The organism is Grimontia marina (assembly GCF_900060185.1).
In the GTDB taxonomy this organism is placed as follows: domain Bacteria; phylum Pseudomonadota; class Gammaproteobacteria; order Enterobacterales; family Vibrionaceae; genus Enterovibrio; species Enterovibrio marinus.
This window is the reverse complement of sequence record NZ_FIZY01000044.1, coordinates 1-26,145: the sequence shown is the minus strand read 5'-3', so window position 1 is coordinate 26,145 and position 26,145 is coordinate 1. Positions and strand designations below refer to the sequence as shown.

General features: G+C 49.0%; 15 protein-coding genes. 3 read left to right on the top strand and 12 right to left on the bottom strand.

The window, feature by feature from the left end; genetic code table 11:
• Positions 1–153: 153 nt before the first annotated feature.
• From GMA8713_RS18990 to GMA8713_RS18980, 3 genes are all read right to left on the bottom strand, one after another.
• Positions 154–630, bottom strand: coding sequence for a Dps family protein (locus GMA8713_RS18990; protein ID WP_062713198.1), 477 nt, complete (start codon positions 628–630; stop codon positions 154–156).
• Positions 631–788: 158 nt separating this feature from the next.
• Positions 789–1,526: a glycerophosphoryl diester phosphodiesterase gene (locus tag GMA8713_RS18985; protein WP_062713196.1), complete on the bottom strand. Its 738-nt coding sequence runs from the start codon at positions 1,524–1,526 to the stop codon at positions 789–791.
• A gap of 167 nt (positions 1,527–1,693) precedes the next feature.
• Positions 1,694–10,900, bottom strand: coding sequence for a retention module-containing protein (locus GMA8713_RS18980; RefSeq protein ID WP_062713194.1), 9,207 nt, complete (start codon positions 10,898–10,900; stop codon positions 1,694–1,696).
• A 387-nt stretch (positions 10,901–11,287) separates the two neighbouring features.
• Here GMA8713_RS18980 and GMA8713_RS18975 point away from each other — a divergent pair, with 387 nt between their 5' ends.
• Positions 11,288–12,457: a Card1-like endonuclease domain-containing protein gene (locus GMA8713_RS18975; protein WP_062713192.1), complete on the top strand. Its 1,170-nt coding sequence runs from the start codon at positions 11,288–11,290 to the stop codon at positions 12,455–12,457.
• Between the two features lie 82 nt (positions 12,458–12,539).
• On the opposite strand, the gene udp is transcribed toward GMA8713_RS18975, so the two are convergent.
• The 7 genes from udp to GMA8713_RS18940 form a co-directional block, all read right to left on the bottom strand.
• Entirely contained in the window at positions 12,540–13,307 is a 768-nt protein-coding gene (udp, locus tag GMA8713_RS18970) for a uridine phosphorylase (protein WP_062713190.1), read from the bottom strand.
• Positions 13,308–13,510: 203 nt separating this feature from the next.
• Positions 13,511–15,892 carry a zinc/cadmium/mercury/lead-transporting ATPase gene (locus GMA8713_RS18965; RefSeq protein WP_062713188.1) on the bottom strand — a complete coding sequence of 794 codons (2,382 nt, stop codon included), beginning with the start codon at positions 15,890–15,892 and terminating at the stop codon, positions 13,511–13,513.
• 79 nt (positions 15,893–15,971) lie between these two features.
• Entirely contained in the window at positions 15,972–16,445 is a 474-nt protein-coding gene (locus GMA8713_RS18960; protein ID WP_062713186.1) for a response regulator, read from the bottom strand.
• Positions 16,446–16,462: 17 nt separating this feature from the next.
• Entirely contained in the window at positions 16,463–17,878 is a 1,416-nt protein-coding gene (locus GMA8713_RS18955) for an SLC13 family permease (protein WP_062713184.1), read from the bottom strand.
• 469 nt (positions 17,879–18,347) lie between these two features.
• Entirely contained in the window at positions 18,348–19,823 is a 1,476-nt protein-coding gene (locus GMA8713_RS18950) for an MATE family efflux transporter (protein WP_062713240.1), read from the bottom strand.
• Between the two features lie 121 nt (positions 19,824–19,944).
• The gene (locus tag GMA8713_RS18945; RefSeq protein WP_062713181.1) at positions 19,945–20,364 is read right to left on the bottom strand and encodes a CBS domain-containing protein; all 420 of its coding nucleotides are present in this window, start codon (positions 20,362–20,364) and stop codon (positions 19,945–19,947) included.
• Between the two features lie 212 nt (positions 20,365–20,576).
• Positions 20,577–21,890, bottom strand: coding sequence for a DUF945 family protein (locus tag GMA8713_RS18940; RefSeq protein ID WP_062713179.1), 1,314 nt, complete (start codon positions 21,888–21,890; stop codon positions 20,577–20,579).
• Between the two features lie 190 nt (positions 21,891–22,080).
• On the opposite strand from GMA8713_RS18940, the gene GMA8713_RS18935 reads away from it, so the two are divergent.
• Both GMA8713_RS18935 and GMA8713_RS18930 read left to right on the top strand, forming a co-directional pair.
• Positions 22,081–24,033 carry an ATP-binding protein gene (locus GMA8713_RS18935; protein ID WP_062713238.1) on the top strand — a complete coding sequence of 651 codons (1,953 nt, stop codon included), beginning with the start codon at positions 22,081–22,083 and terminating at the stop codon, positions 24,031–24,033.
• 274 nt (positions 24,034–24,307) lie between these two features.
• On the top strand, positions 24,308–24,865 hold the full coding sequence (locus GMA8713_RS18930; protein ID WP_062713177.1) for an outer membrane beta-barrel protein: 558 nt from the start codon (positions 24,308–24,310) through the stop codon (positions 24,863–24,865).
• 40 nt (positions 24,866–24,905) lie between these two features.
• Here the strand turns inward: GMA8713_RS18930 and GMA8713_RS28200 are convergent, their stop codons facing one another.
• Entirely contained in the window at positions 24,906–25,145 is a 240-nt protein-coding gene (locus GMA8713_RS28200) for a hypothetical protein (RefSeq protein WP_232314491.1), read from the bottom strand.
• A gap of 61 nt (positions 25,146–25,206) precedes the next feature.
• The gene (locus tag GMA8713_RS18920) at positions 25,207–25,749 is read right to left on the bottom strand and encodes a TetR/AcrR family transcriptional regulator (RefSeq protein ID WP_198159544.1); all 543 of its coding nucleotides are present in this window, start codon (positions 25,747–25,749) and stop codon (positions 25,207–25,209) included.
• Positions 25,750–26,145 lie beyond the last annotated feature (396 nt).

The following is a 26,145-nucleotide window of genomic DNA, read 5'->3' as shown; positions in this document are numbered from 1 at the left end:
TTAAAGTATTGATATACTTATCATCCACCACTTGATGAGAATGGTGGATGGGATTTTAAGAGGAAAAGAGGACATATATGTCCTTTTAAATCAAAGACCGCCTCCCGGCGGTCTTTTGTCTTACGGAACATTGCTTGCTTTTATCTTTACGGCTTAGCCATTCTCACGCATGGCGCGGAGCATCCAGGCAGTTTTCTCGTGCTCTCGCATACGGTCTGATACCAGTGATGCGGAAGATTCATCGTCGGCGGCCTGTGCGACTTTCAGCACTTCCCGTGCGGTACGCACCACTTGCTCGTGACCTTTGGTGAGTATATCCACCATGTCATCAGCGCTTGGTACACCTTCCACTTCTTCAATCGCACTCAGTTCAGCAAAGGCTTTGTACGTACCCGGTGCAGCGACGCCAAGTGTACGGATACGTTCTGCGATTTCATCGACGGCCAGCGCCAGTGCGTTGTAGTGCTCTTCAAACAGCAGGTGCAGTTCACGGAATTGTTTACCGGTAACATTCCAGTGGAAGTTGTGCGTTTGCAGGTAAAGGGTGTATGAGTCCGCCAATAGGCGTTTCAGCCCTTCTGCGATCGCGATTCTGTCTTGTTCTTGAATGCCGATATTGATGCTTGTCATAACCCCTTCCCCACTTGGTTTTTGTTTTCAAAATAGGCGTTAGCGATTGGCGCTTTGCCTTAATGTCTATGCGGATATGTTATGACGGGAGAAGTGATAGGTATAATCGTTGATGTTTATAGATTCAATCTGTCATACCTATCACTGAATGTCGAAGTTTACCCTTGGCGGTATCGCGATGGAAATTGGTGGCCGATGTCGGTGAATACGCCATCAACGCCCCAGTTAAAGAGCTGGTTGGCGCGCATCAGGCTGTTGACCGTATACACGTTGACTTCCAAGCCATGACCTTTCAGTTCTTCAACCTTTTGTTTGGTGAGTCCTTCGTCAGAAATATGGATGGTGTCGGCTTTACAGGCTTGCATGATGGAAAGCCAATCTTCAGGCATTTCTTTCTCAAACAGGCATGCCACTGCCACATCCGGACAACGGCGCTTGAACTCGGCCAATGCCAGCGGGTTGAAGCAGGAAACCAGTACGTTGGCTTCTCTGTTGAGGTTTTTCAGGCCTTCAATCACACCGGTGATGAGTTTTTCGGTGTTTTCCCAGCCAGAGGTGCAGGATTTGATTTCAACGTTAACGTTGAGTTTGAGGATGTTCATCAGGGTGATGAACTGATCAAAGGTTGGCAGCTTTTCACCGATAAACTCGTCTCCGAACCAGCTTCCGGCGTCAATATCTTCCAGATCTTCGCGGGTGTGGTCGTAGAGGCTTCCGGAATGATTCGTGCAACGGTCCAAGGTGTCATCATGGCTGACGACGACGGTGCCATCAGCAAGAATGTCTACATCGCACTCTACCCATTTCAAGCCATGCTCCGGGCAAAGAGAAAAAGCAGCCAGTGTATTTTCAGGGGCTAAGGCTGACATCCCCCTGTGGGCGTATAGGGTTTTCATTGTTGTTGTTTTCACTTCAGTTTGCTTAACGTAAAAGTACCTCAAGCGGTGAGTTTCGGCGAGCAATTATCAAAAGGTGCTGCATTGATTCTTGCATCAGAGTCACGTCTCCCACTGGCAGAAAAAAAGCACTGCCTGGGCAGTGCTTTGTCGTTGGTAGGGTTTGCTTAATCCAGCTTGAGCGTTTGAAGTTGAACCAGTTCCGTCAGGATTTGCGTGGTGGTTGCGCCGTTGGCTAAGCCAAGGTCTGACAGACCGACGGAATCCAACACGATGTCCTGAGATTCCATGCTGCCCGCTGTCTGCGAGATATGGAGTGTCAGGCTGCCATCTGCACCCGCTTCCGGACGGATGTAATCCAGCAATTGTTCAATGGAAGACGAGCCATCTACAGCCTCTGGCAACAGCGCGGAAATATCCAGCTTGTCGCCTGTGGTTTCTGTACCGACATCGAAGTCGGTAATGGTGTCTACCGTCAGCGTTGTCACGTCCACATCCGATTCCGCCCAGGTGTAGGTGTCATCACCCGCGCCGCCGGTCATGGTGTCGTTGCCTGCACCACCCGCAAGGATGTCTGCACCGTCACCACCGCTCAGAATATCTTCGCCGTCATCACCGACCAGAATGTCGTCTCCCAGACCGCCTGTGACAGTGTCATCACCTGCCCCTGCATAGATGCGCTCGCCATCATCGCCAGCCGTGAGGGTTTCATCTGCTTCGGTGCCGAACTGTGTGGTGGCTGGGTCGAACACGACCAGTTGCCCTGCCATCATCATGGACTCGAGGATTTCATCCTGCGTCAATCCGGTGGCATCCATTCCCAGCAGAGTATTGAGCGTGACGCCTTCCACAATGATGTTCTGGATTGGCGCGGCGGTGTCATCCAGCACTTGAATGCGGGTATTGCCATCTACCGTTTGGATATCCAGTCGGTTTGCCAAGTCGGTGAATGTGATGATACCCGCCGATTCAAATGCTTCGGAGATATCAATCACGTCTACGCCTGCTTCGAAATCCTTAATGGTGTCGGTTGCTGCGGCCGCTGCGGTACCGAAATCGCCAGACTGCCATTTGAAAGTGTCTTTCACGTCATCTCCGGTGCCGCCGATCTCGCCGCCCCGCATTTCATCGTTGCCTGCGCCGCCAACAAGGATGTCTTCACCCAGACCACCCACGACAATATCTTCCCCTTCGCCGCCGTGGACTTGGGTGTTCGCCGCACCATCAACCACCAGATTGTCTGCGCTGTTATCAGCGGCATTGAGTTCACCTGTGGTTTCAGTATCTACCACGTTCACATTGATGGTGAGCGCAGCTTGTTGTGGGTCGCCATCGCCGACATCTGACAGCGCGGTGACTGTGATATCACCTGTAGGCTGAGCACTGAAACGAATGTTGAGGTCGCTCAGGGTCAGGGTTTCCAGCTCGGTTTGGCTGAAGCTCCAGGTGCCGTCGCCGTTGTTGGTGCCGACTGGCGTGCCTGCAGCATCCACGATTTCTGCTGCCGCATCCATGCCGCTGAAGGTGAGGCTGAACTCGTTCTCGATGGGGTCAACCAGCGAGGTCATCAAGCCGAGCAGTGGCACCAGCGTGCCTGTGGCTGCGCGCATTGATGCGAGTTGCGTCGCTGCTGTAAGTTCCGGTAAATCGGATTTCGGTGCGACAACGATGGAAACGGTGTCGAGGTCAAATTTCTTACCTCCAGAACCCTGCTCTCCTGCTGTTGCCTCGTCAAACGTTTTCATGGTGAGGCTATCTTCACCAGAAGTATTCTCGCCTGCAAACCTGTATTCCACACCGCTTGCCAGCAGTGCGTTAATCAAGTCAATATTACCCCTCAAGGTCAGAGAACCTGTGCCATCACCCGTGACTGTAATATCAGTGGTGTCAGCCATATCCGGTAGGGTCAAACTGCTACCAGCCCCCACAGACAGCTCAACTTTAACAATACCGTTGCCGTCCCGTACATCAACATCCTCTACCTGAAGATCTGTGATGGTCAGAACGGTATCTTCTTCAGCCTGATAGGAGTCAGATAGGATGTTGACAGGGGCATCGTTCACTGCGCTGACGTTGACGGTGATTTGCTTATTCACGACGTCTTCAGAAACCGCACCGTTGTCGACGGTTTGGATCGCCAGATCCAGCGTGTAGGTGCCGTTGCCATCCTGCGGTGGCACGAAGGTCAGGCCATTGAGTTCGGTAGCTGCCACCGTGATAACCACGTCACCGCCGTCTGAAGTTTCTGGTGTCACTGTACCTGTTACACCGTCTGGCAGCACCAGCTGCGCACCTTCCGGTACGTTGGTTACTGTGATCAGCAAGGTTTCCGGCCCGTTTTCAATGAAGCCTGGGCCTGCGGGTAAGCTTTCGCGGTCATCTTTGGCGCTGATTTCGATATCTAAATCGACGGCAATATCTTCGGTGGTCGAGGCAGCGCCGGCCGCAAACACGTTTGCGCCGTCGCCCGCTGGGTCAACAGTCAGTGAAAGGTCCTGACTTTGCCCTACCACAAAACTTGCACCGGCTTCTTTGGTGTAGACAGTCATCAAAAGGTCAACATCACCACTGAAGTCGTTCGGAGCAATGATTTTGAGTTCGGACAAGGAGGACAAATCGGCGATGTTGCTTCCCGCAATTATCCATACACCGCCCCCTGCATTGTTGGCTGGCGACGAAAGGGTGAAACCCTCTGGCACGTTGGAGATCGAGAGGGATGAAAGCGTCTCCGAACCATCCAGGTCGTTAAAAGATGCGCCCAGATCCGCCAGCGAAATACCATCAAACTGATCTTCAGTGCCCTCGATTTCAACCACCTCGCCTTCTACCACTTGAGTGCCATCTTTCGTGAAGGTGACTTCATCGTTCACAGGCGTTACTTCAAACGACAGCGTGGTGTTGACATCGCGGCTGTCTGTGCCTGTGGTAGCAGTGTCTGTGATAGTCAATTGCGCGGCAATTTCTACGACGCCACTGAAATCTTCTGCTGGTTTGAAGCTGATATCGCTCAACTCCGCACCTGTCAATGTAATAGAGATCGTTTCTGTACCGTCATCCCGCACAAACACTCCTGAAGAGGCCGGTACGGTCAGCACAGCGGCACTAACTTTCTCTTCACCATTGGCGCTATCGGTGTCAGCTAAAGAAGCTGACAGATTCAGCGAAATCAAACCGTCTTCCAGCGCCTGTCCCGGATAAGACCCTTCGGTGTCTCCCGGCTCAAGTGGCTGCGGCGGATCTTGATCATTCAAACCTGAGGTACCGTTCACACTGAGTGTGAACTCAAGAACGCTGGCGCTGTCGCTTGGCTGCTCTGCACCCACTGGCGGCGGCACGTCCGCCAGCGGTTTCACGTTGAGTTGTACGGAAACATCGGTGGTTTCTGTATCGCCACTTTGGGTATCGACACTTACGAAAGTGAGTGGAATATTGAGTTCGCCAGCGAAATCGGTCGGCGCAGTGATAGAGAGGCCAGAGAGATCGATGCCGCTCGGATATGGCGCACCTCCCTCTTGTCTTCCCGGTACTTCAAACACGTAAGTGTCATTATCAATATGGTACTGCGCACCAGAAATCACGGCGCCTGCTGGCACATCAGCACAATTAATGACAACAGTGATTTGGTCAAATTCCACATCATCAGAAGTCCCTGTTGGGTAGGAAATCGCATTTCCCAGTGCTTCCAGTGAGATTGGGTTATCTTCGTCACCTTCAATAACAACTGGGCTAGTAGGCGCGACAATCTGGTGAGCCGACTCAAAATCAGTGTTGTTGTTTGTGTAGTTCAGCGTGATCACTGAAGTTGATATCGGCCTCATTGCACTCGCATCACCCTCACCCGCATCACCCGCATCTTGCACCATGGCGGTGATGGTAAAGGTCGTTTGGCCTGAGCTGTTTGGTGGGGCAATGATACTGAAGTTGTTTGGATCACTGATTATCCAACCGTCCTCTCCATCAGCGATACCATTTTCCACATAGAAGCCTTCAGCAAGATCCGTGATAACGATGCGTATAACGGATTCATTACTGGAATCATCTGGGTGGACGAAGTTTAAGCCATCAGTCAGATCAATTCGGCCATCGCTATCCGTCGTGATTTCTGTGACTGGCGATGTGCCTTGCAGCAATTGTAGCTCGACGCCTTCGGTTTCCACAGTGGCGATAACATTGACATTCACGACACCCGTTACGGTTTTCTCTGCCTGACTTCCGCCTTCGAAGTCATCCTGACGGACAGTAACTTCGGTAGTGAGTGTCAGATCCACATCACTGTGTTCTGCACGTTTAACCTGCAGTTGGTAACCATCGGCAATTTGTGCTTCAGTCAGGGTGATTTCACCACCAACCGGTGTCAGGGTGATCACGTCACTGCCTTTCACCAACTGCACGCTATCGGTGCCTGCAAAGCCTGAAATCGTCGCTCCCACTACTTCCTCTACCACACCCAGTGCAGTAGAGTCCGGCGCATCTTCAATGGTGAGGTCTGGTTGCCAAACGATGTTAATCCATTGATCTTCGAGCCCTGATGATTCGTTGTTGGTGTAGGTAGCAGCCGCATCAATCACGGGCGGATCGATTTTCACTTCAATCACTCTATCTACCGATTTGGCATCGCCATCGTTTTCCGTAGCAATCAGGCGGGTGTTGATTTGAATATCTTCTGTCGAGTGTGGGGGTAGCTTGACGTAGACGTCTTGCTCTTTAATGACTGCTAAATCAACGGTATACCTTGGGGCCGACATGTCCGCATCATTGGTTTCCCAACCCGCGAAGGCCAATTCCATTTCCGTCAGTGAGCCATCATCATTCTTGATCACAAAGCTGGCGCCCTCTGGCGGGTCTATGATGATCAGTGAGAGGCTTTCGGAGGTATCTGTTGGTGCTTCCGCTTTCTCTCCTGAAACCACATTGAAGTCGATAGCGACGAGGCCATCACCGTTAACACCGTCTTCAGGTACCGTCGTCGACACATTACCCGTGGTGTCATCCACTTGCCATTGGCCTGCTCCCGTACCTGGGTTTTCAACACTGAACTCCGGTGTATCAGCGACACCAGTAATAATCACATCCATCGACGTTGCTGAGATTATTCGCTCATCATTTCCAGTGTCTGTTGCGCTGTCCACCACAATACCTTCTACCTTAATGGTGAAGTTTTCGTTGCTGTGAACCGGTGGGATAATTTCCAGTTTATCGATATCATCCACTGACACTCGGCTTGTATCTGTCAGCGTGGTGATGGTGCCGCCCTCATTTAACTGAAGCACTGCACCGGCTGGCAAATCGAAGATACGAACAAACAGTGTTTCAGAACCATCATCATCCGTGCCGGTGAGAGAAATCTTGCCAGCCAGCGAAATAGCGCCGCCTTCAGCAATCTCCGGCGTCGGATTACCCGCATCTTCGTTGCCAAATACGCGTTGCACCGTCAAACGGGCGTCATCTGCCTTAGGTTCGACTCGCAGAATAAGAGATGTTTCTGTTGAGGCTTCTTCGACACTATGAGGCGAAGACTCAGTGGATATGGCTTTCACCGTCAGAGTGATATCACCACTGAAATCCGCGTCTGGCACAAAACGCACCTCACCAAGACGGGATGGGTCTGTCAATACGTAGGAACCATTGCTACCCGTGAGAGCACTACCACCACCCAGCAGTTCCCCCATATCCGGCGTCAGAGTGAATTCATAACTCAAGGTTTCAGAGCCGTCAGTATCTTGCAGAGCACCTTTAAACAGGTCTTCAAGCGTAAAGTCGTTCACACCAAAGCGTTGGTGATCTTCATCAACTTCATACACGCCGTCTGCCGCCTCACCAATCAGGCTGAGTGTCGGCACATCGGCCACACCTTGCACGGTAATTTCCATTGGGGTTGCTGATTTAACCGGCGTATGGCTGTTTACGTCTAACTCAACATCAAACTGGATGATGTCGCTGCCGTCGTAGGAAGAGTAGTCCGGATCCGGCACAAAGGTGACACCGGAGAGGTTGAAGATGATTGGCTCGTCTGTGCTTGCTGCTTCGAACATGTCAGAATTCAAAACGATATTTCCATCTGCATCTGCCACGATCTCGACACCGTTGAAGTAGAAGGTGCCGCCAATGTCGCCTGCCTCGTCACGGGTGGTGAGCGTGACTTCACCGTTCAACACCAAGCGACCGCCTTCTTCCAACGTTTCTCCCAAATCATTGTCGCCAATGTTTAGCTGCATGTTGATTGGAACACCCGCCGAACCGTTGACACCGGTTGATTCGGTATTGGTGTCTTTCTGGCCTTGGTCCTCTGTTCCAGTGATAACACCGGATGTACCAGGTGCAATTGTCAAAGTTGGTGTTTGGTCAATCAGGCCGAGCGTAATTTGCCCGGTAGCAGTGTCGCCGTCAAAGTCTCTCACTTCATATTGGAAAACTTGATCTTCTAGGTCCCGAGGGTTTGCCAAGCCCGGATCCATTGTGAACACAATGTTCCCAATCGGCTCACTCCCAGGGTCGATTTTTACTGTACCAAGCTTAACGCCAGTCGACGAAAAGATATCAACCGTCGTCGCTGTCGTCGGCGAAATGTCGTCAACCCATTTGGTACCATCATAAATACGAGTGATAAAGGTGGAGGCATCTGCACCCGACAAATCGTCAATACCCGGTACTGAGGTTGAGTTAGTTAACGAAAACACATCAACCGTCGCAGTCAGCGCACCGGTTTCGTCGTTATCAAGGTCTAATGAAAGATTTCCTTGAGTACGCGGAACATCGTCGGTCACAATGATTGGTATATTAATCAGCCCTGTTTCGTCGCCATCAGCATCAACCGCAAATCCTTTCAGGTTGAATGTTATCTCATTTTGTCCATCGCCTTCCGGGTGCACAACTGCCGACAGCAAAGTAAATTCAAAGCGACCATCTTGGTAAATATCGATTGAGAAAACCTTACGCTCGTTGCCTGCCCCATCGTCAGCAACACCAATGTAAGTCATTGGCTCAGAAGCACTGTCGGGGTCTTTTTTTAAGAAGACTGGTTTTCCATTTTCACTGCTACCACTACCAGGACTGCTAAAAACCGCCCGGACAGGTGAGCCATCACTGAATGTTACATAGTCAGACTTAAGCCCATACCCTGTTATTTCATCGCCGCTGGACTTGTCAGCTTCTAGTGATAAATCTTGCCCACCATCATCTTTTGTATCGATATTTAACGTACCACTCGCCTTTGACCCTTGATGCGCACTATCTCCGTCATCAATACCACTCTCATCCACTCGAACAGCTTCGGCTGTACTCAGCGTATAAATAGCTGAATCATCATCATTAACAACAAAATTGATCACACGTGGGGCTTCTTTATTAGGGTCTGTCGGGTCGACCAACAAATCGCCATCTGTGTCTGCAACTTGGACAGGCACTTTGATCATGATTTGTTCACCATCTGCGGTGACTTTACCTTCAGTATTTTCTGTCGCGGAATCCTTAGGATGGATAAGAGGTTGGTACTGGGTGATCTTGGAATCCAGTTCAATGCCAAGACCATCGGCACCTTGCTTGGCAGCGATCTCAATGGCTAATACTGAGACACCATTGATGCTGGCGGTGATAACGTGGGTCGGATTACCGTTGGCATCGGTCGTGGTCGTCACCGTGACACTGTCTACGTTGTCACCGTCATTGTTCTTTAGCTCTTCAAGCTCAGATTTCAGATCATCGAGTTCCGCTAACGCTAACGTGGTCGGATCGAGACGGTCGGTCGCTGCGTCTATTGTCACTGTGCCCGATTGCGAGTTCGACATTGACGCATCCATCGGGGTGTTTTGCTCTTGTATCGAAATCAGGTCGAGCGGCTTGTCGTCCAATCCTTTGCGATCACCACCCTGTGCCACCTCACCGTCGATCAGCTTAAACGAAACCTCAGATTCTCCACTGATATCACCATCCGCATCAGTCACCGTAAATGGGACGGTGAAGGTAGTACTATTATCATCTCCGTCACCGTCACTGTCGGCATGTTGGTCAAACGGATGATATTGAGTGACGGAGTATTCAGCAGGCTCTCCCGGCGTTTCAGAAGGTTTAAGCGAAATCTCAAGGACTTTCTCTGGCGTGCCACCATTATCGGTGTACAGGGTGATTACGCCAGGAACCGAAGTATCAACCACAGTAGGTGAGCCATGGCTAGTAATACCTGCAAACTGAGCTTCTGCTGCTGTCGCGTCAAAGTTCACGCTGACAATGCTGTCACTACCCAAGTCGACACCATCAGTGGTGGAGGCAGTATTGTCTGCCCCTGATGCTGCTACTTCTGTCAGTTCGACAGTCGCTTCACCTCTCGCTGGCGCTGCACCATCATTACTTTCCAGCGTTAGTTGCGCTGGGCTCTGCATTAGGTCACCACCAGTATCTGCCACTTGAAGCGGCAGGTTAATGGATATTCTGTCGCCATCAATATTGACGTAGGTACCGGAACCTGTGGTGTGATCGAGGGGTCCATTCTGCGTCAGCGTGGCATTGATGTTGAGGCTATTACCACTTTGTGTTGCGACAACCGCCAGTTCAACAACAACTTCTCCGTCGACAGTGCCAGTCAGGGTGAATGTAGCGGTTCCACTTCCAACCACACTTGTCTGGCGGGTAAAGACAACGGCTTCACCATTAGCCGTAATTTGTGCTAGCTCTGCTTCAAAAGCGGCAAGATCACCGGGTGCGATTTGTAGCGAGCCTGGGAGCAGAGCTTGTGTGCCTGCTTCAATCACAAAACTGGTGGTGTCTGGTGCACCATATGAGCTGCTTCCGAGATCACCTTCGGTGACAGACAGTAATGCACTCTGACCGCCTTCGGCATCAATGTTAGGGAGCGGCCCTCCGTCATCACCACCGAGGAAGTCTCGGTTATCATTCAACGCACCAAGCGGGCCTGCTGTATCAAAACCCGCTTCTGTCAATGTGGCGGCGTATCCGTAATCAATCACGATAAAACCCGCATTGGCTGAGTCAGCGCCCGCACCTGCTGCGGTTTCTTCAAAGGCTTCTGTCGGGTCAACACCTTCTACGATGAGCTGTTGCAACTGAGCGATATCAATATCGATAGGAATATCTGAATTCAACGCGTCGCCATTGAAAGTCACATTGTGGTTGGCAGAGTGCTGTGCGAATTCGGTATCACTGAGAGGGACTAAACAGGAGGCACATCGACTGTCAAAGACAAAACGCTGGCCTTCGTTGCTAACAACAACCGAGCTGTTTTCATTTGTTAACACGACCTGATTAGCTGCAATTTGCATGCCCGCACGAAGACTGAAAATTCGTGTATCATCACCAACCAAGAAAGCTTGTCCATCCACCTTGTCGACGCTAAAACCGACATCGAACTCATGACCAATCATAATTCTTTCCCAACTTACGTTCGCATTTTTTCATGCGAATCCATGTCTTTAACTATCTTGCACGGAGTTTAACTAGCCAAATGAGCAGTGTCCTACATCTACCAAGCTCGTTTCATTACTCGCTCAATATTGAGACTCAACGAGACAGAATTTCATGAGATTCCATCTCCTTACTGAAACAAATGACACTTTTAAGATTAGGAAATGAGGACTAATCGTGGGAATTTTTATTCTTATTATCTTACGTGTGCGAAATTCAACCGTACTTTTCATAAGAATGTAGAGGCTAACTACTTGAATATTCCGCTCAATGCCCAGATATTGTATTGAGGAACAACGAAGGATAAGTGCGAACCAACGTCGTTACTGTGTCCTAATGGAGAATATATGGCCACACATGTCGGTATTATTGACCAAGACCCTGTCCGATTGGTCACTGCCTTGCTGCACCGAAAGTTCAAGGCCGAAAAAGTCATTTTCATTGGTATAGAGTGTCAGCGTCCACAGTATGAGCAGTTGAGTCAGGTTCTTGCCCCAAAAGGCTTTGAAACTGAGTTTTTCCTGATCCCTTCAGATATCAATATCCCTCTTATCAAAGGCAAGATTGAAGAGCTTGCGAGCCGTTTGAAAGATGAAGGGTCTGAAGTATTTTTCAATGCCAGCTGCGGGTTGCGTCACCGCCTTTTGACCGCTTACGAAATTTTCCGCACCTACAAGTGGCCGATTTACGTGATTGAGCCTTTCAGCGACGAGCTTTGCTGGCTTTACCCTTATGGCCAGACGCAAGAGCAAGTGGAAGACCACATTAACATCAGTGATTACCTGACCATTTTCGGCGCGCGCTGTGAACTGCTGGATGATGATATCCGCACTGTGCTGGACACCACCATTGAATCCGTCGGCCATAAATGGGCGAGCAATGCTTATGAGTTGGGCCCCGGCTTAGCAACCCTGAACTATCTGGCGACCACCTGTCGTAAAGAACAAAAACTGGATGTTGAGCTAAGCGATAAGCAACAGGGCTATCGCGAGCTGGGCATGCTGATTGATGACCTGACCGATGCAGGCCTATCGACTTACCAAAACGGTGTGCTGACATTTTCAAGCGAGGCTGCCCGTCGATTCGCAAACGGTGAGTGGCTGGAATGGTATGTTCACCATATTGTTGAAGAGATCAGGCGCGAACTGCTGACAATTCAGGATTTATCTCTGGGCGTGCAGGTTTACCGTCAGATTGGCGAAAAAGAAGTCCGCAACGAACTTGATGTTGCGACTGTGGTGAATAATAAGCTTCACATCATTGAATGTAAGACCAAAGGGATGTCGAGCGATGGCGATGATACTCTGTACAAGCTGGAATCAATTCGCGACCTGCTTGGTGGCCTGCAAGCGCGCGCCATGTTGGTGAGCTTCCGCCCACTTAGACACCATGACATTACCCGTGCGACAGATTTGGGTCTCGCTCTGATTGGCCCTGATCAACTTGGCGATCTTAAAACCCATCTTCATGAGTGGTTCCTTCGCGCTGGCGGTCACGACAAAGGCCTGTTTGACTGATTCCCTGGCATCTGTTGATCCTAAAATAAAAATCCGACGCATTTTGCGTCGGCTTTCTTTTTGTATTCTACCGAATCAGCGTTTATGCATTCAGCAGTTTACGTGCTGATTCCAGAACCACTTTGATAGAATGCGCTTCAGTCGCTGCCATAGTTTCTGCGTTCGGGATCTCTTTCTGCGTACGATTGACGATAACACCCGCCACACAGCCTGCTTTCAGGCCGGAGCTTGCACACATTGTTAGCAGCGTCGCTGATTCCATTTCAAAGTTCAGCACACCCATGGCTTGCCACTCTTCCATGGAACCCTGGAATCTGCGCGTAACACGACCACTGAAGGTGTCATAACGTTCCTGACCAGGATAGAAGGTGTCGCTTGATGCAGTCACACCAGTGTGAACCGCTGCACCAGACTCTTCCGCTGCCTGTTTCATAGCCGTGGTCACGTCAAAGTTAGGCACTGCAGGGAATTCCATCGGTGCAAAGTGCAGGCTGGCACCATCAAGGCGAACAGAGCCAGTTGTTACGATGATGTCACCCACATTGATATGCGGCTGAATCGCTCCTGTGGTGCCAACGCGTAGGAAGGTTCGAACACCCAGTTGCGCCAACTCTTCAACGGCAATCGACGTTGAAGGACCGCCAATACCCGTTGAACAAACTACCACCGATTGGCCATCGAGTTTTCCAAGAAACAGGGTGTACTCACGGTGACTGGCCAAGAACTTTGGTGAATCCATCAGGGCTGCGATTTTCTCCACGCGCGCCGGATCACCCGGGATAATCGCCATGGTTGCACCCTCAAGATCAGATAGGTTAACACCCAGGTGGAATACGGTTTGCTCGGTCATTATTGGCTCCTAAAACAATGACTATTATCGGTCAATTTATCAAATGTAGAATACGAGCCCCTCTTGGCGGGAGCTGTTCTTTAGGCTCCCACCATACCAATCACAGAGGAATTTAAAGTGATTAAGTTCACTTTTAAATAACTATAATTTCATTATATTTCAAAAATAAGTGATTTGAATCACCCAACTTGCATGTAATGGCGTTATTTTTCATCAGGGTCTTTTTGTGGTTTTTCTTCTATCACTCGGTTTTTAAAACGAAGAAGCCTCAACGCGTTAAGTGTCACAATAGCCGTAGCCCCGCTGTCAGCTAAGACCGCGACCCAAAGCCCCGTGTAACCGAGCACACTGGTGACAAGAAAAACAGCTTTTAGACCCACAGCCAGCGCTACATTTTGACGTACGTTACGCATCGTGGCACGCGACAAAGCAATCACCGTAGGGATCTGCTCAATACGGTTCTGACTTAGCGCAATGTCGGCAGTTTCCAGCGCCACATCTGTACCTCCACCCATCGCAATACCGATGGTTGCTGATTTCATGGCAGGTGCATCGTTAATGCCATCCCCTACCATCGCCACGCGATGTTTCAACGCAATTTCACGAATCGCATCGACTTTGCCTTCTGGCATCAATCCCGCCCTGAACTCCATGTTCAAGCTTCCAGCCAATCCGGCAGCAGCGTGAGGGTTGTCCCCGGTTAGCATCACAGAGCGTACACCTGCGTTGTTCAGCTCATTCACTGTCGCTTTGGCGGTTGTCCTCAATTCATCGCGCCAAGCCAACGCACCGCTTGCAACACCATCGACAAACACAATCGCAACCGTTTTGCCTTGATCAGCAATTTCTTGTGCAGCTTTTTGTCGCTCTGCGCTTATTTCATACTTTTCATCCAGCTTATCGAGCGCCAAGACTTCCACATGCACGCCACCCACGTCGCCGGATATGCCTTTACCTGCCGTAGCAAGAACATTGGCTGCCGACAGCTTGGCTAACCCTTTTTCGTTAGCCGCTTCTATCACGGCTTTTGCCAATGGGTGACGAGAGCCTTGCTCTACCGCTGCTGCTTGGGCCAGAAGCACATTTTTGTCGCTTTCCCAGCTAAGTACATTGGTGACAACCGGTTTACCTTCTGTCAGAGTGCCAGTTTTATCAAAAGCTACCCATTCCACTTTACTCAAGGCTTCCAACGCAGCACCGCCTTTGATAAGTGCGCCGTGCCTTGCTGCCGTGGCGAGTCCCGATGTCATCGCGGCAGGTGTAGAAATCACCAAAGCACAAGGACAAGCAATCAACAACAGGGCCAAACCGCGGTAAATCCAGGTATCCCAGCTTTCACCGAACATCATTGGCGGAATGACAACCACCAGCGCAGCGAGCACGATCATCAGTGGTGTATACCAACGGCTGAACCGGTCGATAAACCTTTCTACAGGCGCGCGACGTGATTCGGCATCTTCAATCAAATTCAAAATGCGGTCGATGGCGCTCTCGCCTTGTTTTGAAACCACCTCCAGTGAAACCAGACGGTCGACGGCCAGTGAACCTGCGAGGACTTTGTCACCTTTTTGTTTTTCAACGGGAATGGATTCACCCGTCAAAGCACTCATATCAAAACCAGCAATGTCGTTTTTCAGCGTTGCATCTGCAGGCAGTCTTCCACCTGGTGCAATTTCAATGGCATGCCCCGGTTGAAGCGATGACACTGACACCATCTCTTTGGTGCCGTCTTCATGCACTCGCGTCACAGACTCCGGTACCAAAGCCATTAGCGCCTGAATACCCGCTCTCGCTTTTGCGGATGCATAGCCTTCCAGCCGCTCGCCAATCAGGAACAGCACCAATACCATAGCGGCTTCAACCGTTTCACCAAGATACAGGGCGCCAAACGCTGCAATTGACATCAGGGTCTCAATCGAGAATGGAGAACCGGAGCGGCCAAGGGTAATGGCTTTTTTTACAATCGGCATCAGGCCGAGTACTGTTGCCAGAGTGAACAGGGCTGAACCAGCCTCTGGCAACCATTGCGACAGCAGTGCTGCAAATGCCATCACGGCAATGAGCGAGATTAGCAATCCATCTTTTTTGAAAGTGGCCAACCAACCTGACTCTGTTTCAGTAGATTTGCTTTCTGTCAGGCTGAGTAAGGGGAAACCGGTTTTAGCAGCCTTGGCTTCTATCGTTGCTTTCAGCGTGTCGCTGTCAGCTTGGTTAAGGGAAACGATGAGTTTTTCGGTAGCAAAACGTACTTGTGCGGATTCGACACCACTTATGCCTTTCAGCGCTTTCTCTAGCTTGTTGGCACAGCTTGGGCAATCCATCTTGGTCACGCGCCACTGCAAGCTATTTTCTGGCGGCTTTGGCTCGTCAGAGGTGACGGCTTCTTGGGGTTGGCTGTTGCATGATTTGCTGCTGCAACAGCCTTGGGACGCAGGGTCGTCTGTGTCTCCGTCTGTTGTTTCCGTCGTTGAGCAACTCGATTCGCTCAGCGATGTTGACGCACAACAAGTATCCAGCTTGGATTCCGGTTTAGTGTTGTGTTGCACTGGGTTTTGGCATTTCACTGAATGACATGAATGGCACATAGTTTTATCTCCTTAACCAAAGTTCATATTCAGTGTAAACCTTGGAGCCCACTCCAAGGTCAACCAAAATCTTACTCATTTATTTCAACCTGTCCAATACCACCTGTGTATCAAGTACGTCAGGGAATTCGCGATAATCCAATCCCGCATCAAACACATACTGTGTCACCAGTCTTTTTGCCGCACCAAGCAGTGATGCCGCATCCCAAGGCTTTTCGAAGTAGCGTTCAATTCTGGCGTTGTTAATGGCGTCAATGGTATCAGCATGTGTAGCCTGCCCCGTTAGCAAGACTTTGCGGGTTAATTGGAAACGGGGATCTAGCGACACTTCGGTTAATAGCTCAACGCCGGTTTTCTCTGGCATGACATGGTCCGAAATGATCAAAGCGACGTGCTCGCCCTCTGCATCCAACTCATCAATCAGTTCAAGCGCTTCATCAGCAGATTCACAGTCTTCAATATGAAATGCGCCTGCCAGAGGAGAGAGGTCTTTCAGCACGGCACCCAGCACTTCACGCTGATCGTCAACGCAAATGATGTTTACTTTTTCCATATGTTTCCCTCATATCGTTAAAGGAACTCAACCATTCTGAGTATCCAAACCATCACAAAACTGAGCGCGACACCAACCACGCCCAAAATAACGCCCACCTTCGCCATTTGATTGCTATTCACATGACCCGTCGCATGCGCTAATGCATTCGGCGGTGTACTGATGGGCAAAGACATACCCAGTGAAGCCGCAAAAGTCACAAGAAGGATCAATGTGGTTTCACCGCCGAGTGGCGAGAGCGAAACCATAGACATACCAAGCGCTGCCATCATTGGCATCAACAAGTTGGCCGTTGCAGTATGGGACATAAAATTGGCCATCAGCAAACAGAGTGCAGCGGCACCAAGGAGTACGATTTCTGGTGCATAGTTTTCAAATGGAATGCTGTTTACCAACAGCGCTGCCAGGCCAGTCTTATCCAATGCAAGGCCTAATGCGAAACCGCCTGACACCAGCCAGAGCACATCCCAGGAAACCTTTTTCAAATCTTCTTTGTTGATGATGCCAGTCATCGAAAAGACAGCAACAGGGATTAATGCCACGGTGTATGAGTTCATGCCATGGCTTGAGCCCATCAGCCACAAGAGCACAGTAGCGGCAAAAGTGACGTAAACCGTGATGGCTTTCGGCGTTTTCAGGAAACGCCCTTTGATACAAAGCGAGATTTGATTTTCATCGGATGGAAACAGGAAGCAAAGCAACACCCAAGCCAATAGAAGCATCACGATAACAAAAGGCACACCGAATGCCATCCATTCGCCGAATGTGATCAGGTTGTCGCCCGTGAGATATTTCAACGCAATGGCGTTTGGCGGCGTACCGATTGGTGTTCCGATACCGCCAATATTGGCTGCGACTGGAATAGACAGAGCAAAGGCAATTTTGCCTGGGTCATTTGGCTTAAACACCGCAAGAATTGGCGTCAGGATTGCCAACATCATTGCGGTTGTTGCGGTGTTAGACATAAACATAGAGAAGACCGCGGTGATCATCATCAATCCTGCCATCACCATTTGTGGTCTGTTGCCGAACGGCTTTAACAACACCCGCGCCAAGTTAATATCCAAACGGTATTTGGTCGCAGCCATGGCAAGGAAGAAGCCGCCCAGAAAAAGCATAATAATCGGGCTCGCGAACGTCGCCATGACGGCATTGTATTGCAGCAAGTCCCCGAACTCAGCAGTGCCCGCGTTGCTGCGGAACCAGATCAGGCCCTTATCAGACAGGAAGAGCAGTTCGAGAACTATCACCACCACTGAAGTGGCATAAATGGGGATAGGCTCCAACACCCAACACAGCGCTGCCAGTAAGAATAGGGCAATCGCGCGCTGCTGCATCACAGTCAGTGTTTCAAATGGAAACGCAGATGCCGGAAGTATCAGCACCAGCAAGGGGATAAGAATTGGAAGTATGTATTTCACCTGAATGCGCATAATCGCTTGTAGTCCCTTAAAAGCTAAAACACCCACTTCGAAACTTGCCGAATCCGTGGGCAACTAGGGGCTGTTGACCTTTGGTGGTTAATTCTTGTTTTAGCGAAAAGCGTTTTAGGCGCGGCGAGGTGTTTGCCGCCTAGAATTCTAAGTAAATACACCTTAACAAAGCATAAAACGCTTTTAGCAGAACCCTACGGGCAGCGTTTGTGGCGGCTTTCTTCTGCGTTATCAGCTCCTCATGTAGGCATGCTACACATCGAAGCCTCTGCCTTGAATAAAGCCGCCACAAACTGCTGCAAAAATCATCACCAAAGGTCAACAGCCCCTAAATATTTTGCGCGCAATACCATTCTGAGTTACTGAATTAGATCAATAAAATGCGGTGTATTATCAATAGTCTGTATTTCGAGTTTTAAAATAAAAATAGGACGCTCAATGGCGTCCTTTTATGAAGTCATCGTTTAGGCTAAGAGCGCGTTGTGTTCTTCGAGGTGTCCTCATCCGATAGCAACTCATCAGCATCTTCAGCCATCACTTCACGACAGCTTGTCAGTCCAGCAGCTGGAACGTTTGGCTCAACAGGGACGATATCTTCTTCTTTCTCTTCATGCGCTTCTGCTAACTGATTAATAAGGCGCTTAACCAGGAAGTAACCAGCAATACCAAAGAGTACTGAGCCGACTGCCTGACCAATCAATACCCCTTCCGCACCCGCATAGTGACCACCAACATACACAAATGGAATGGTGCCTAATGTCGCCTTGCCCACGTTGAGCGCAGTAGACCATGTAGGACGGTTAAGGTTATTGAATGCCGCATTGGAGACAAACAAGGTTCCGTTGAAGATAAAGGTAATCGCGATATAGGTGCAAAATAGTGCCACCATCGAAGCGGCATCGCCATTCAAGCTGAATGCATCAATGATGAACCCCTGTGAGAAGTAAAGAATAATCGCAACACCGACACAGTATGCTGTCACAAATTTCACCGAATCAGTCAGTGTCTGGCGCACGCGGTCAAAACGTAATGCACCATAGTTTTGCCCCAGAATTGGGCCCACGGCGCCGGAGAGCGAGAAAATCAACGCGAAGGAAACAGGCAACAAGCGCCCCATCACTGCATAACCTGCGACGTAGTCCGCACCAAACTTCGCGACCTGTGCAGTGACAATGGCGTTCCCAATTGGTGTCGCAGTATTGGTGATGATTGCAGGACCGGCAATATTGGTGATGGCTTTAAAATACGTTTTAAGATCTTCAAACGTCGGCATGGTGACTAAATCATGCTTACGATGCACCGCTTGGAACGCCACACCAAACATCACAAATCGAGATATTAAGGACGCAGTTGCAGCGCCTTCCACACCCATTGATAGCGCGAAAATAAATATGGGGTCCAATATGGCATTTGCTGCACCCGCAGCGAGCGTCGCAGCCATGGAGCGCTTGGCATCTCCGACACCTCTCAGCGCTGCACCGCCGGCCATCCCCATTGCCATTAACGGCGAGCCAGGAAGCAGGATCCAGAGGAAATCATTCGCTTTCGCTGCCACTTTCCCTTCTGCCCCGATAGACGCAAGAATTGGGTCAAGGAAAGCCAGAATAACGCCAACCGTGACAATGCTCACTAGGGCTGCAAATACCATGACGCTGCTTGTGATTTTCCGCGCTTTTTCACGTTGGCCCGCGCCAAGCGCACGACTCACCAGAGCGCCCATGGCAATAGAGGTACCAATAGATACTGAAGTAGAGAAGAAGATGATGGTACCGGCAAAGCCTACGGCGGCGGCAAGTTCGACTTGCCCTAGTAAACTGATGAAGAACATATCAGCCAAGTCGACCAAAAACAGTGCCATCAAGCCCACTGCACCGGATGTCGACATCACGGCAATATGGCGCATGATGGAGCCATTAACAAACTTGGCTTGGGATTGGCTTGGCATGAGTAGTCCTGTTTCTATGTAGTTAAATACGCCATGTAAAAGCGAACAGACTATGATGCCATGAAAAAAGGTGCCTTGAGGCACCTTCTTTTTGAACAACTCTTTCAATTTTTTCGAACAATTAAACTGGATGGTGGAAACAATCATCAATCTGGGTTGAAATGGCTCTCAAAATGTCGCGACGAGAGATACAACCGACCAGACGCTCATCTTCATCGATAACCGGATAAACTTTTGGTTTTGCGGGTAACATCTCTTCCGCAAGACGAATGATACTGTCATCAGGAAGAACTGATTTCACATCGCTGTGCATACAATCTGCTACGTTATTGCTGTCCTGGCAATAATAACCTGCTTTCAATAACTTATGTATTAAGTCCTGTTCTGACAGAAATCCAACCACTTTATTTCTCTCATCAACGACTGGCCCACCGGTCTGATTCGCACTGAGCATTTTTTCCAATGCTCTGGACAGCGGCATGGAAGCGCTGAAGGTGACAGGCCTTTTATTCATGTAATCTTTCACTTTAATCGATTCCATGCATCCCCCTTGTTTTTGAATGAGACGTTTTTAGAAAACAGGGATAAATCTCTGTGTTTCTTCCTAACAGTGTTGACCAAGCCGGAAAAATTACTAGCTAAGACGGATGGATTTTTACGCTTTGTCACAAATGAAAGAGGATCTATCCGGAACCAGTAAAGAGAAAGCCGACAAGCAGTGCGTCGGCTTTCAGTAAATCATTGGACTGATAATTACATAAACATCATCATTAGAAGCCCAATTGGAATACGCTCACCGCTGGGCGATACTGCCTGATCACCTTCAATTTGTGCTTCTAGAGTTACACCGTTTTCACCTTCACTGATAAAGCCATACTGCTCGAGATTGCTCAGTGATTCAGATAAGCCAGGTACGCCTTGCACGTATGCAGCAGGCACGTGTATAAACAAGTTACCTTTCAGCTTTGACATCAATGCACCGAAGTTCTGGGTTACGCTGCCGAGACCAGGCTCGACAGTGAGATCTAACTTCGCGTCAACACGACCTTCTGGTGTATCCACTTCAAATGGCATCAGTTCGAAAGTCATACCGCTTTCCAATAGGCCATCCAAGGAAGTTGCCAGTTGCATCATCTCTTCATCCGTCGGTTCTGCATTTAGGCTTTCCGCTTTTTCAGCCAGCGAAAGCATTGCCGTATAATCCAGATCTTTAAAGTTCACACCAAGTTTGAAGTTATCAAGCACCATGGTTTCTGGCACATCAAGCTTTTGGAAAGAAATAGTATTTTTGCTTGTCATGCGAAGTTCTTCCGTCTTCGCTGTCGTTACATCGCCATTGGTGGCATTCATTTCATTTTGGACATCAAGTCCAAGATTGGTCACTGTCGCGGCCATACCAGTGCCATCTGTCAGGCTGACGGCCTTCGCATTTAAGAGTTGCTGTCCAACCCAAATTTCATCGACCATTTTACCCTGACCAGAACCTGTGATTTCGCTAAAAGTGAACTTCTCACCTTCTAGGCCCGCAAATTCTATAGAAGGCATTTCCATCTGATAAACCATATTGCCGTCTTTATCAGCAGTACCAGATACGTTTGCCGGAGAACTCGTAATCGTCACTTCTTCGTCCCCGCCATTCATGGCACGAACAGTGAGGTCAAACTGGGTGTCCCCGAATACAGACGTTTCACTCAACAGAGTGACTGGAGATTCACCCGATGACCAAAGCACTTCTGACAGTGTTTTCAGTTCAGGTGTCATTTCAAGTTCAGATATTGCGCTGATGCTAAGGAAGCCGTGAGCAACCTCGCTCAATACAGTGAAAGAGGTTGGCAGACCTTCTGCCTCATAAAACGCTTTGGTTGGGCCTGTTAGTGAGAATTTAGTGACAACATTTGAGGACAGGTAGCCGCGATCATACGAAACATTTTCAACAGCCAGATAAGAGGACTCCACTTTTTCAATCTCGGCTTCATACTGAGATTTAGCAATTTGTCCTGTCGCAAACGGCCACAAAACAGCAATTGCTGCCGCGCCTGCTACTGCTGCATATTTTCCAAATATCATTTTCACTCCAACTGACTAGGGGGTAGTTAACCTTTGGTGTTTGTTTAAATCTGAGTGTAACTCATTGGTTATCATAACCCTATTCGGTGATGAGGTTTTCTTAAAATATGTGTCAGTTTGCAGCGTTCTTCTCAGCTTGAAGACGTTCAACAGGATACACTCACAAAAAATGTCGATTTACGGTAACCGCATGAATTCCAATGTTATTCTTTGTCTGGACGACGATCCTGCTATTTTAGCGCGCATTGAACACGAATTGTCCGATTTAGGCGAAACCTTCGACCTTCTGTGTGCTGACAATGCAGCGTCAGCGAACATGATTTTAGAGCAACTTCATCGCGAAGAGCGCAGAGTTGCCCTTTTCATTTGTGACCACACTCTCGGTGAAGATGAAGGGATTTCCCTTCTTATCAATATTGATAATCATCCCGCTTCCCAGGGTGCCAGAACGGTTCTGCTTAATGACCAGCCCGATCTGGAAAAAATTATGCAGGCAGTCAACGAAGGACGCCTAAACTACTGCCTAACCAAACCTTGGGCAGAGAACGAAATCAAGGAGTTGGCCAAAAAGGAACTGACACTCTATGTTCTGGAATTCAATCCCGACGACCTACTGAGCTACTGCAACACGCTAGATCAACGTAGACTGCTTGATGCACACATCGAGAAGAAACTCGCGACTTATCGTAATGGGTTTATTGAATCCTCACTTGGAGTCTCTGACGAAGAATTATCCAAGCAACTCATAGATGGCATCACCGAATACTTTAACCAGAACAGCGAACACGATGTCAGCCGACTGTACAGTGAAGATCATGTTCTCACTCATGAAGATAAGCCCAATTCGTTCCTCTGGTTTGTCGTGGAAGGTGAAGTGGCACTGCTGAAACGAGATGAAACCGGAGCTTCACACGAAGTTGCAAGGCTTGGTCAAGGTAGCCTGATAGGCGGAATGTCTTTCGTTACCGGAGATGTATCGTTTTCTACAGGTATCACCCTTCACACCACTAAGGTCCTGAAGCTCAACAGAAGTCTTTTTTCTCAGGTCATGCAGGCCCGGAATGATCTGCTCCCGCTGTTTTCCAATTATCTGCTCCGTCATTTCAACCGCCGCTTGAAGCGCAGTATTACGACAGAAGTAAAACTGCAGCAAACCCTGCAATCGCTTGAGATGGCCCACAAGCAGCTTATCGAAAAAGAAAAGATGGCAATGCTCGGACAACTCGTCGCTGGTGTTGCCCACGAGCTTAACAACCCGGTCTCTGCCATTTTGCGAAACAGTGAAACATTACGCGACAACATTGGCACATTGATTAATGTCGATCTCAATATGCAGGCAAGGGAAAAAGCCAATAAAATCATGGAAGAAGCTTTGCTTTCCCGCCCGATGTCGACATCTGATGCCCGTAAACTGACCAAAGCTCTAGAACCATCGTTGGGGAACCGGAGCCTCGCAAGAAAAGCAGTCAACATGGGATTAGATAAACCTGATGACATCGCTTTCTGGATCAAAGCCTTGGGTGGTGAATTCCAGCAAACGCTTAATCAGTGGGACATGTTCTATCAGGCAGGAAGCTTGCTCCGCTCAACAAATGTCTGTGCAAGGCGTATCGCTGACATGGTGAGAAGCCTGAAAACCTATGCCCGACAGGATGACGAAACCATGCATGAAGTGGACATCCATGAAGGCATTGAAGATACCCTTGTGATGTTTGAGAATCAGCTTAAACGCATCAAATTGGTTAAGGATTACGGTAAATTGCGGCCTATCCGCTGTATGCCTATCGCGCTGCAACAAGTTTGGACCAACCTGATTTCCAATGCACTGGACGCTGTAGGTCAACACGGCGAAGTGGAGGTGAGAACCCGTGAAACCATTTATCGCAGCCGAAAAGCCGTTAAAGTCACAGTGATGGACAACGGTGTTGGCATCCCTGACGCCATCAAAGATAAAGTCTTCGAACTCAATTACACCACAAAACGAGAAGGCCACTTTGGGCTTGGCATCGGGCTTTCAGTTTGTCGCCAAATCGTTGAGCATCATGGTGGTTCAATTGACGTCAGATCTACACCCGACGAATTTACAGCAATGACAGTTACCCTTCCCTATTCCCCCCTTGTTACGCCATACATGGAGGAATGATGAGCAAGTAACTTATTTTACGTGTAAACGATGAACGTGGTGTTCTGAATAGCGTGGTAAGTAAAAATCGCTTGAGCTATTCCGATACCTGAAGCATCACACAAAGTACGCAGGCCCAAATCCCAAGCATTTTGAGTAAGGAGTGGTCAAAAAACCAGCATATCAAGTACAAAATAACGGTTATAGCGCCAGATAACAGTGCTATGCTGTTGTTTAGCAAAAGCGACTTCTATTAGAATACGCACACAATGTTTTTCATCACGAGACCCTTTTGATGCGCAAAACCAAGATTGCTGGTATTTTGCTGGCGGCCTCAGCCTCTGCTGGCTTCTCTGCTGCAAGTGCTGCTAATGACAACACCATGAGCAACTTTAGTTACGACTACTTTGAGGCTCGCGTTGGTATTAGCCCTGTCACTTACGGTGTTGGTTTCAGCACTTCCATCCACCCTAATGCGCACATTCGTGCTGAAATCGATACTGAGTTTGAATCCGATTTCGATTCCACTGCAGCTATCGGTTTCCATGCACCAGTGAACAACTGGGCGGACGTTTACGGTGAACTAGCTCTTCGCACTATGAAACAGCGTGGAAAATACAACCACGACACGGAATTTGGTGTAGAAGTTAATCTGGGTTTGCGTCAGTGGCTTAGCCCTCAACTGGAAGTAGGCGCTGAGATTGGTCAACTTTCTATTTCAGACTATGCTGACATTTTCGGTTCCGTGAATGCGCGTTTCCACGCAACCGAGCTGTTTTCTATCGGCTCTCAACTTCGCTTTAACGAGGCTTATGGTGACCAGTTCATGTTCACCACCCGCTTCAAGTTCTAAGTCACGAACATTTAAAAGGCCTCTCAACGTAGAGGCCCTTTTACTGGCATTCTACTAAGCTAAAGCCCTTAAGAGATTCTTCAGAGACAAGGGCTGAAACAGGCTGGTACCCCATGGCCACCGCTAGGTTTTCGTAACGCGAGTTGATGGTGTGAAGCAGAATGTCGCCCGTCTTGCCACCGCATATCTGTGCAAACCCGCCGTCCAGTACCCCACATTTTGAAGAGAATACTTCAACACCGCTGTTATGCAGTTGCACCTCGCTCTCAGAAATACTCATACCCGAGGATTCACACTGAACTGACCCTTTGGTTTTATAAACCGTGATTTCTTTAAATTGCTTAATTGCGCACCCAGCTAATATCACTAACAACACAGTGCTTGCAGCCGACCCTTTCGTTTTGGATATTTTCATTGTCTAGCCCCTGACTTTGTTTATCGAGTTCTATGTCTAACAAATATATTGCTGAAAGGCCGATGAGCTCGATAACCAAGGGTTGACCGTATCGCTCTATCAGCTTAGAAACTCCAAAAGCGACTTTTTCTTTGCTTTGCCCACCTTCTTTAACTGCCCCCAAAAGGTATCGTATACAGTTAGCGAATTTGGCCTCTGAAAGGGCTTCAATCCATGTTTTCTTTATTGAGTCGGTGTCAGTGGGATCGATTTGGCTGGTGACGTAGGCAAGCACCTGCCCCTGAAATGCATTCACCATAGATTCTTTGGTAGGGACAACTCGCTGGATTCCACTTCGGCTCAATCCAGTCCGTTTGGCAATAGACCCATAGGTCACTGCATCCCAGCCTAACTCCATAAAAATTTCTAAGATAGTTCTATAAATAAGCGCTTCGGTCTGCAGAGCGCCTTCTTTGGTATTCTTCGCCATTAGTCCTTTAGTTCCTGCTCACTCTGCGATTAACGTCGTGAGCGATCAGTCACCTTCATCGCTCTTCGTATTGATTGCGATTACAGATAGCTCACATCCTATTCGTATAAATACTACCTGATTTCACACAGTTTTTTCATCATCAAAGGTCACTTTATGCTCAAACGACAGTGCAAGTTCAAGTAATACATAAGAACCATCAGCCCAGTGACCGGATATTTATGCAGGGTTTAATACAGAGTTATGTGAAGCTAGGCGCTAAATAGCTGTTCCTAATAGTAGATCTCAAAGATAAGAGAAACTCAGTCCGCTTTGTGCGATCTGATCAATCGCCAAACCGAAACATACCGACAAAAGGACTGAGTGATGGCCATCATAGCACCGATACCTCGTGGC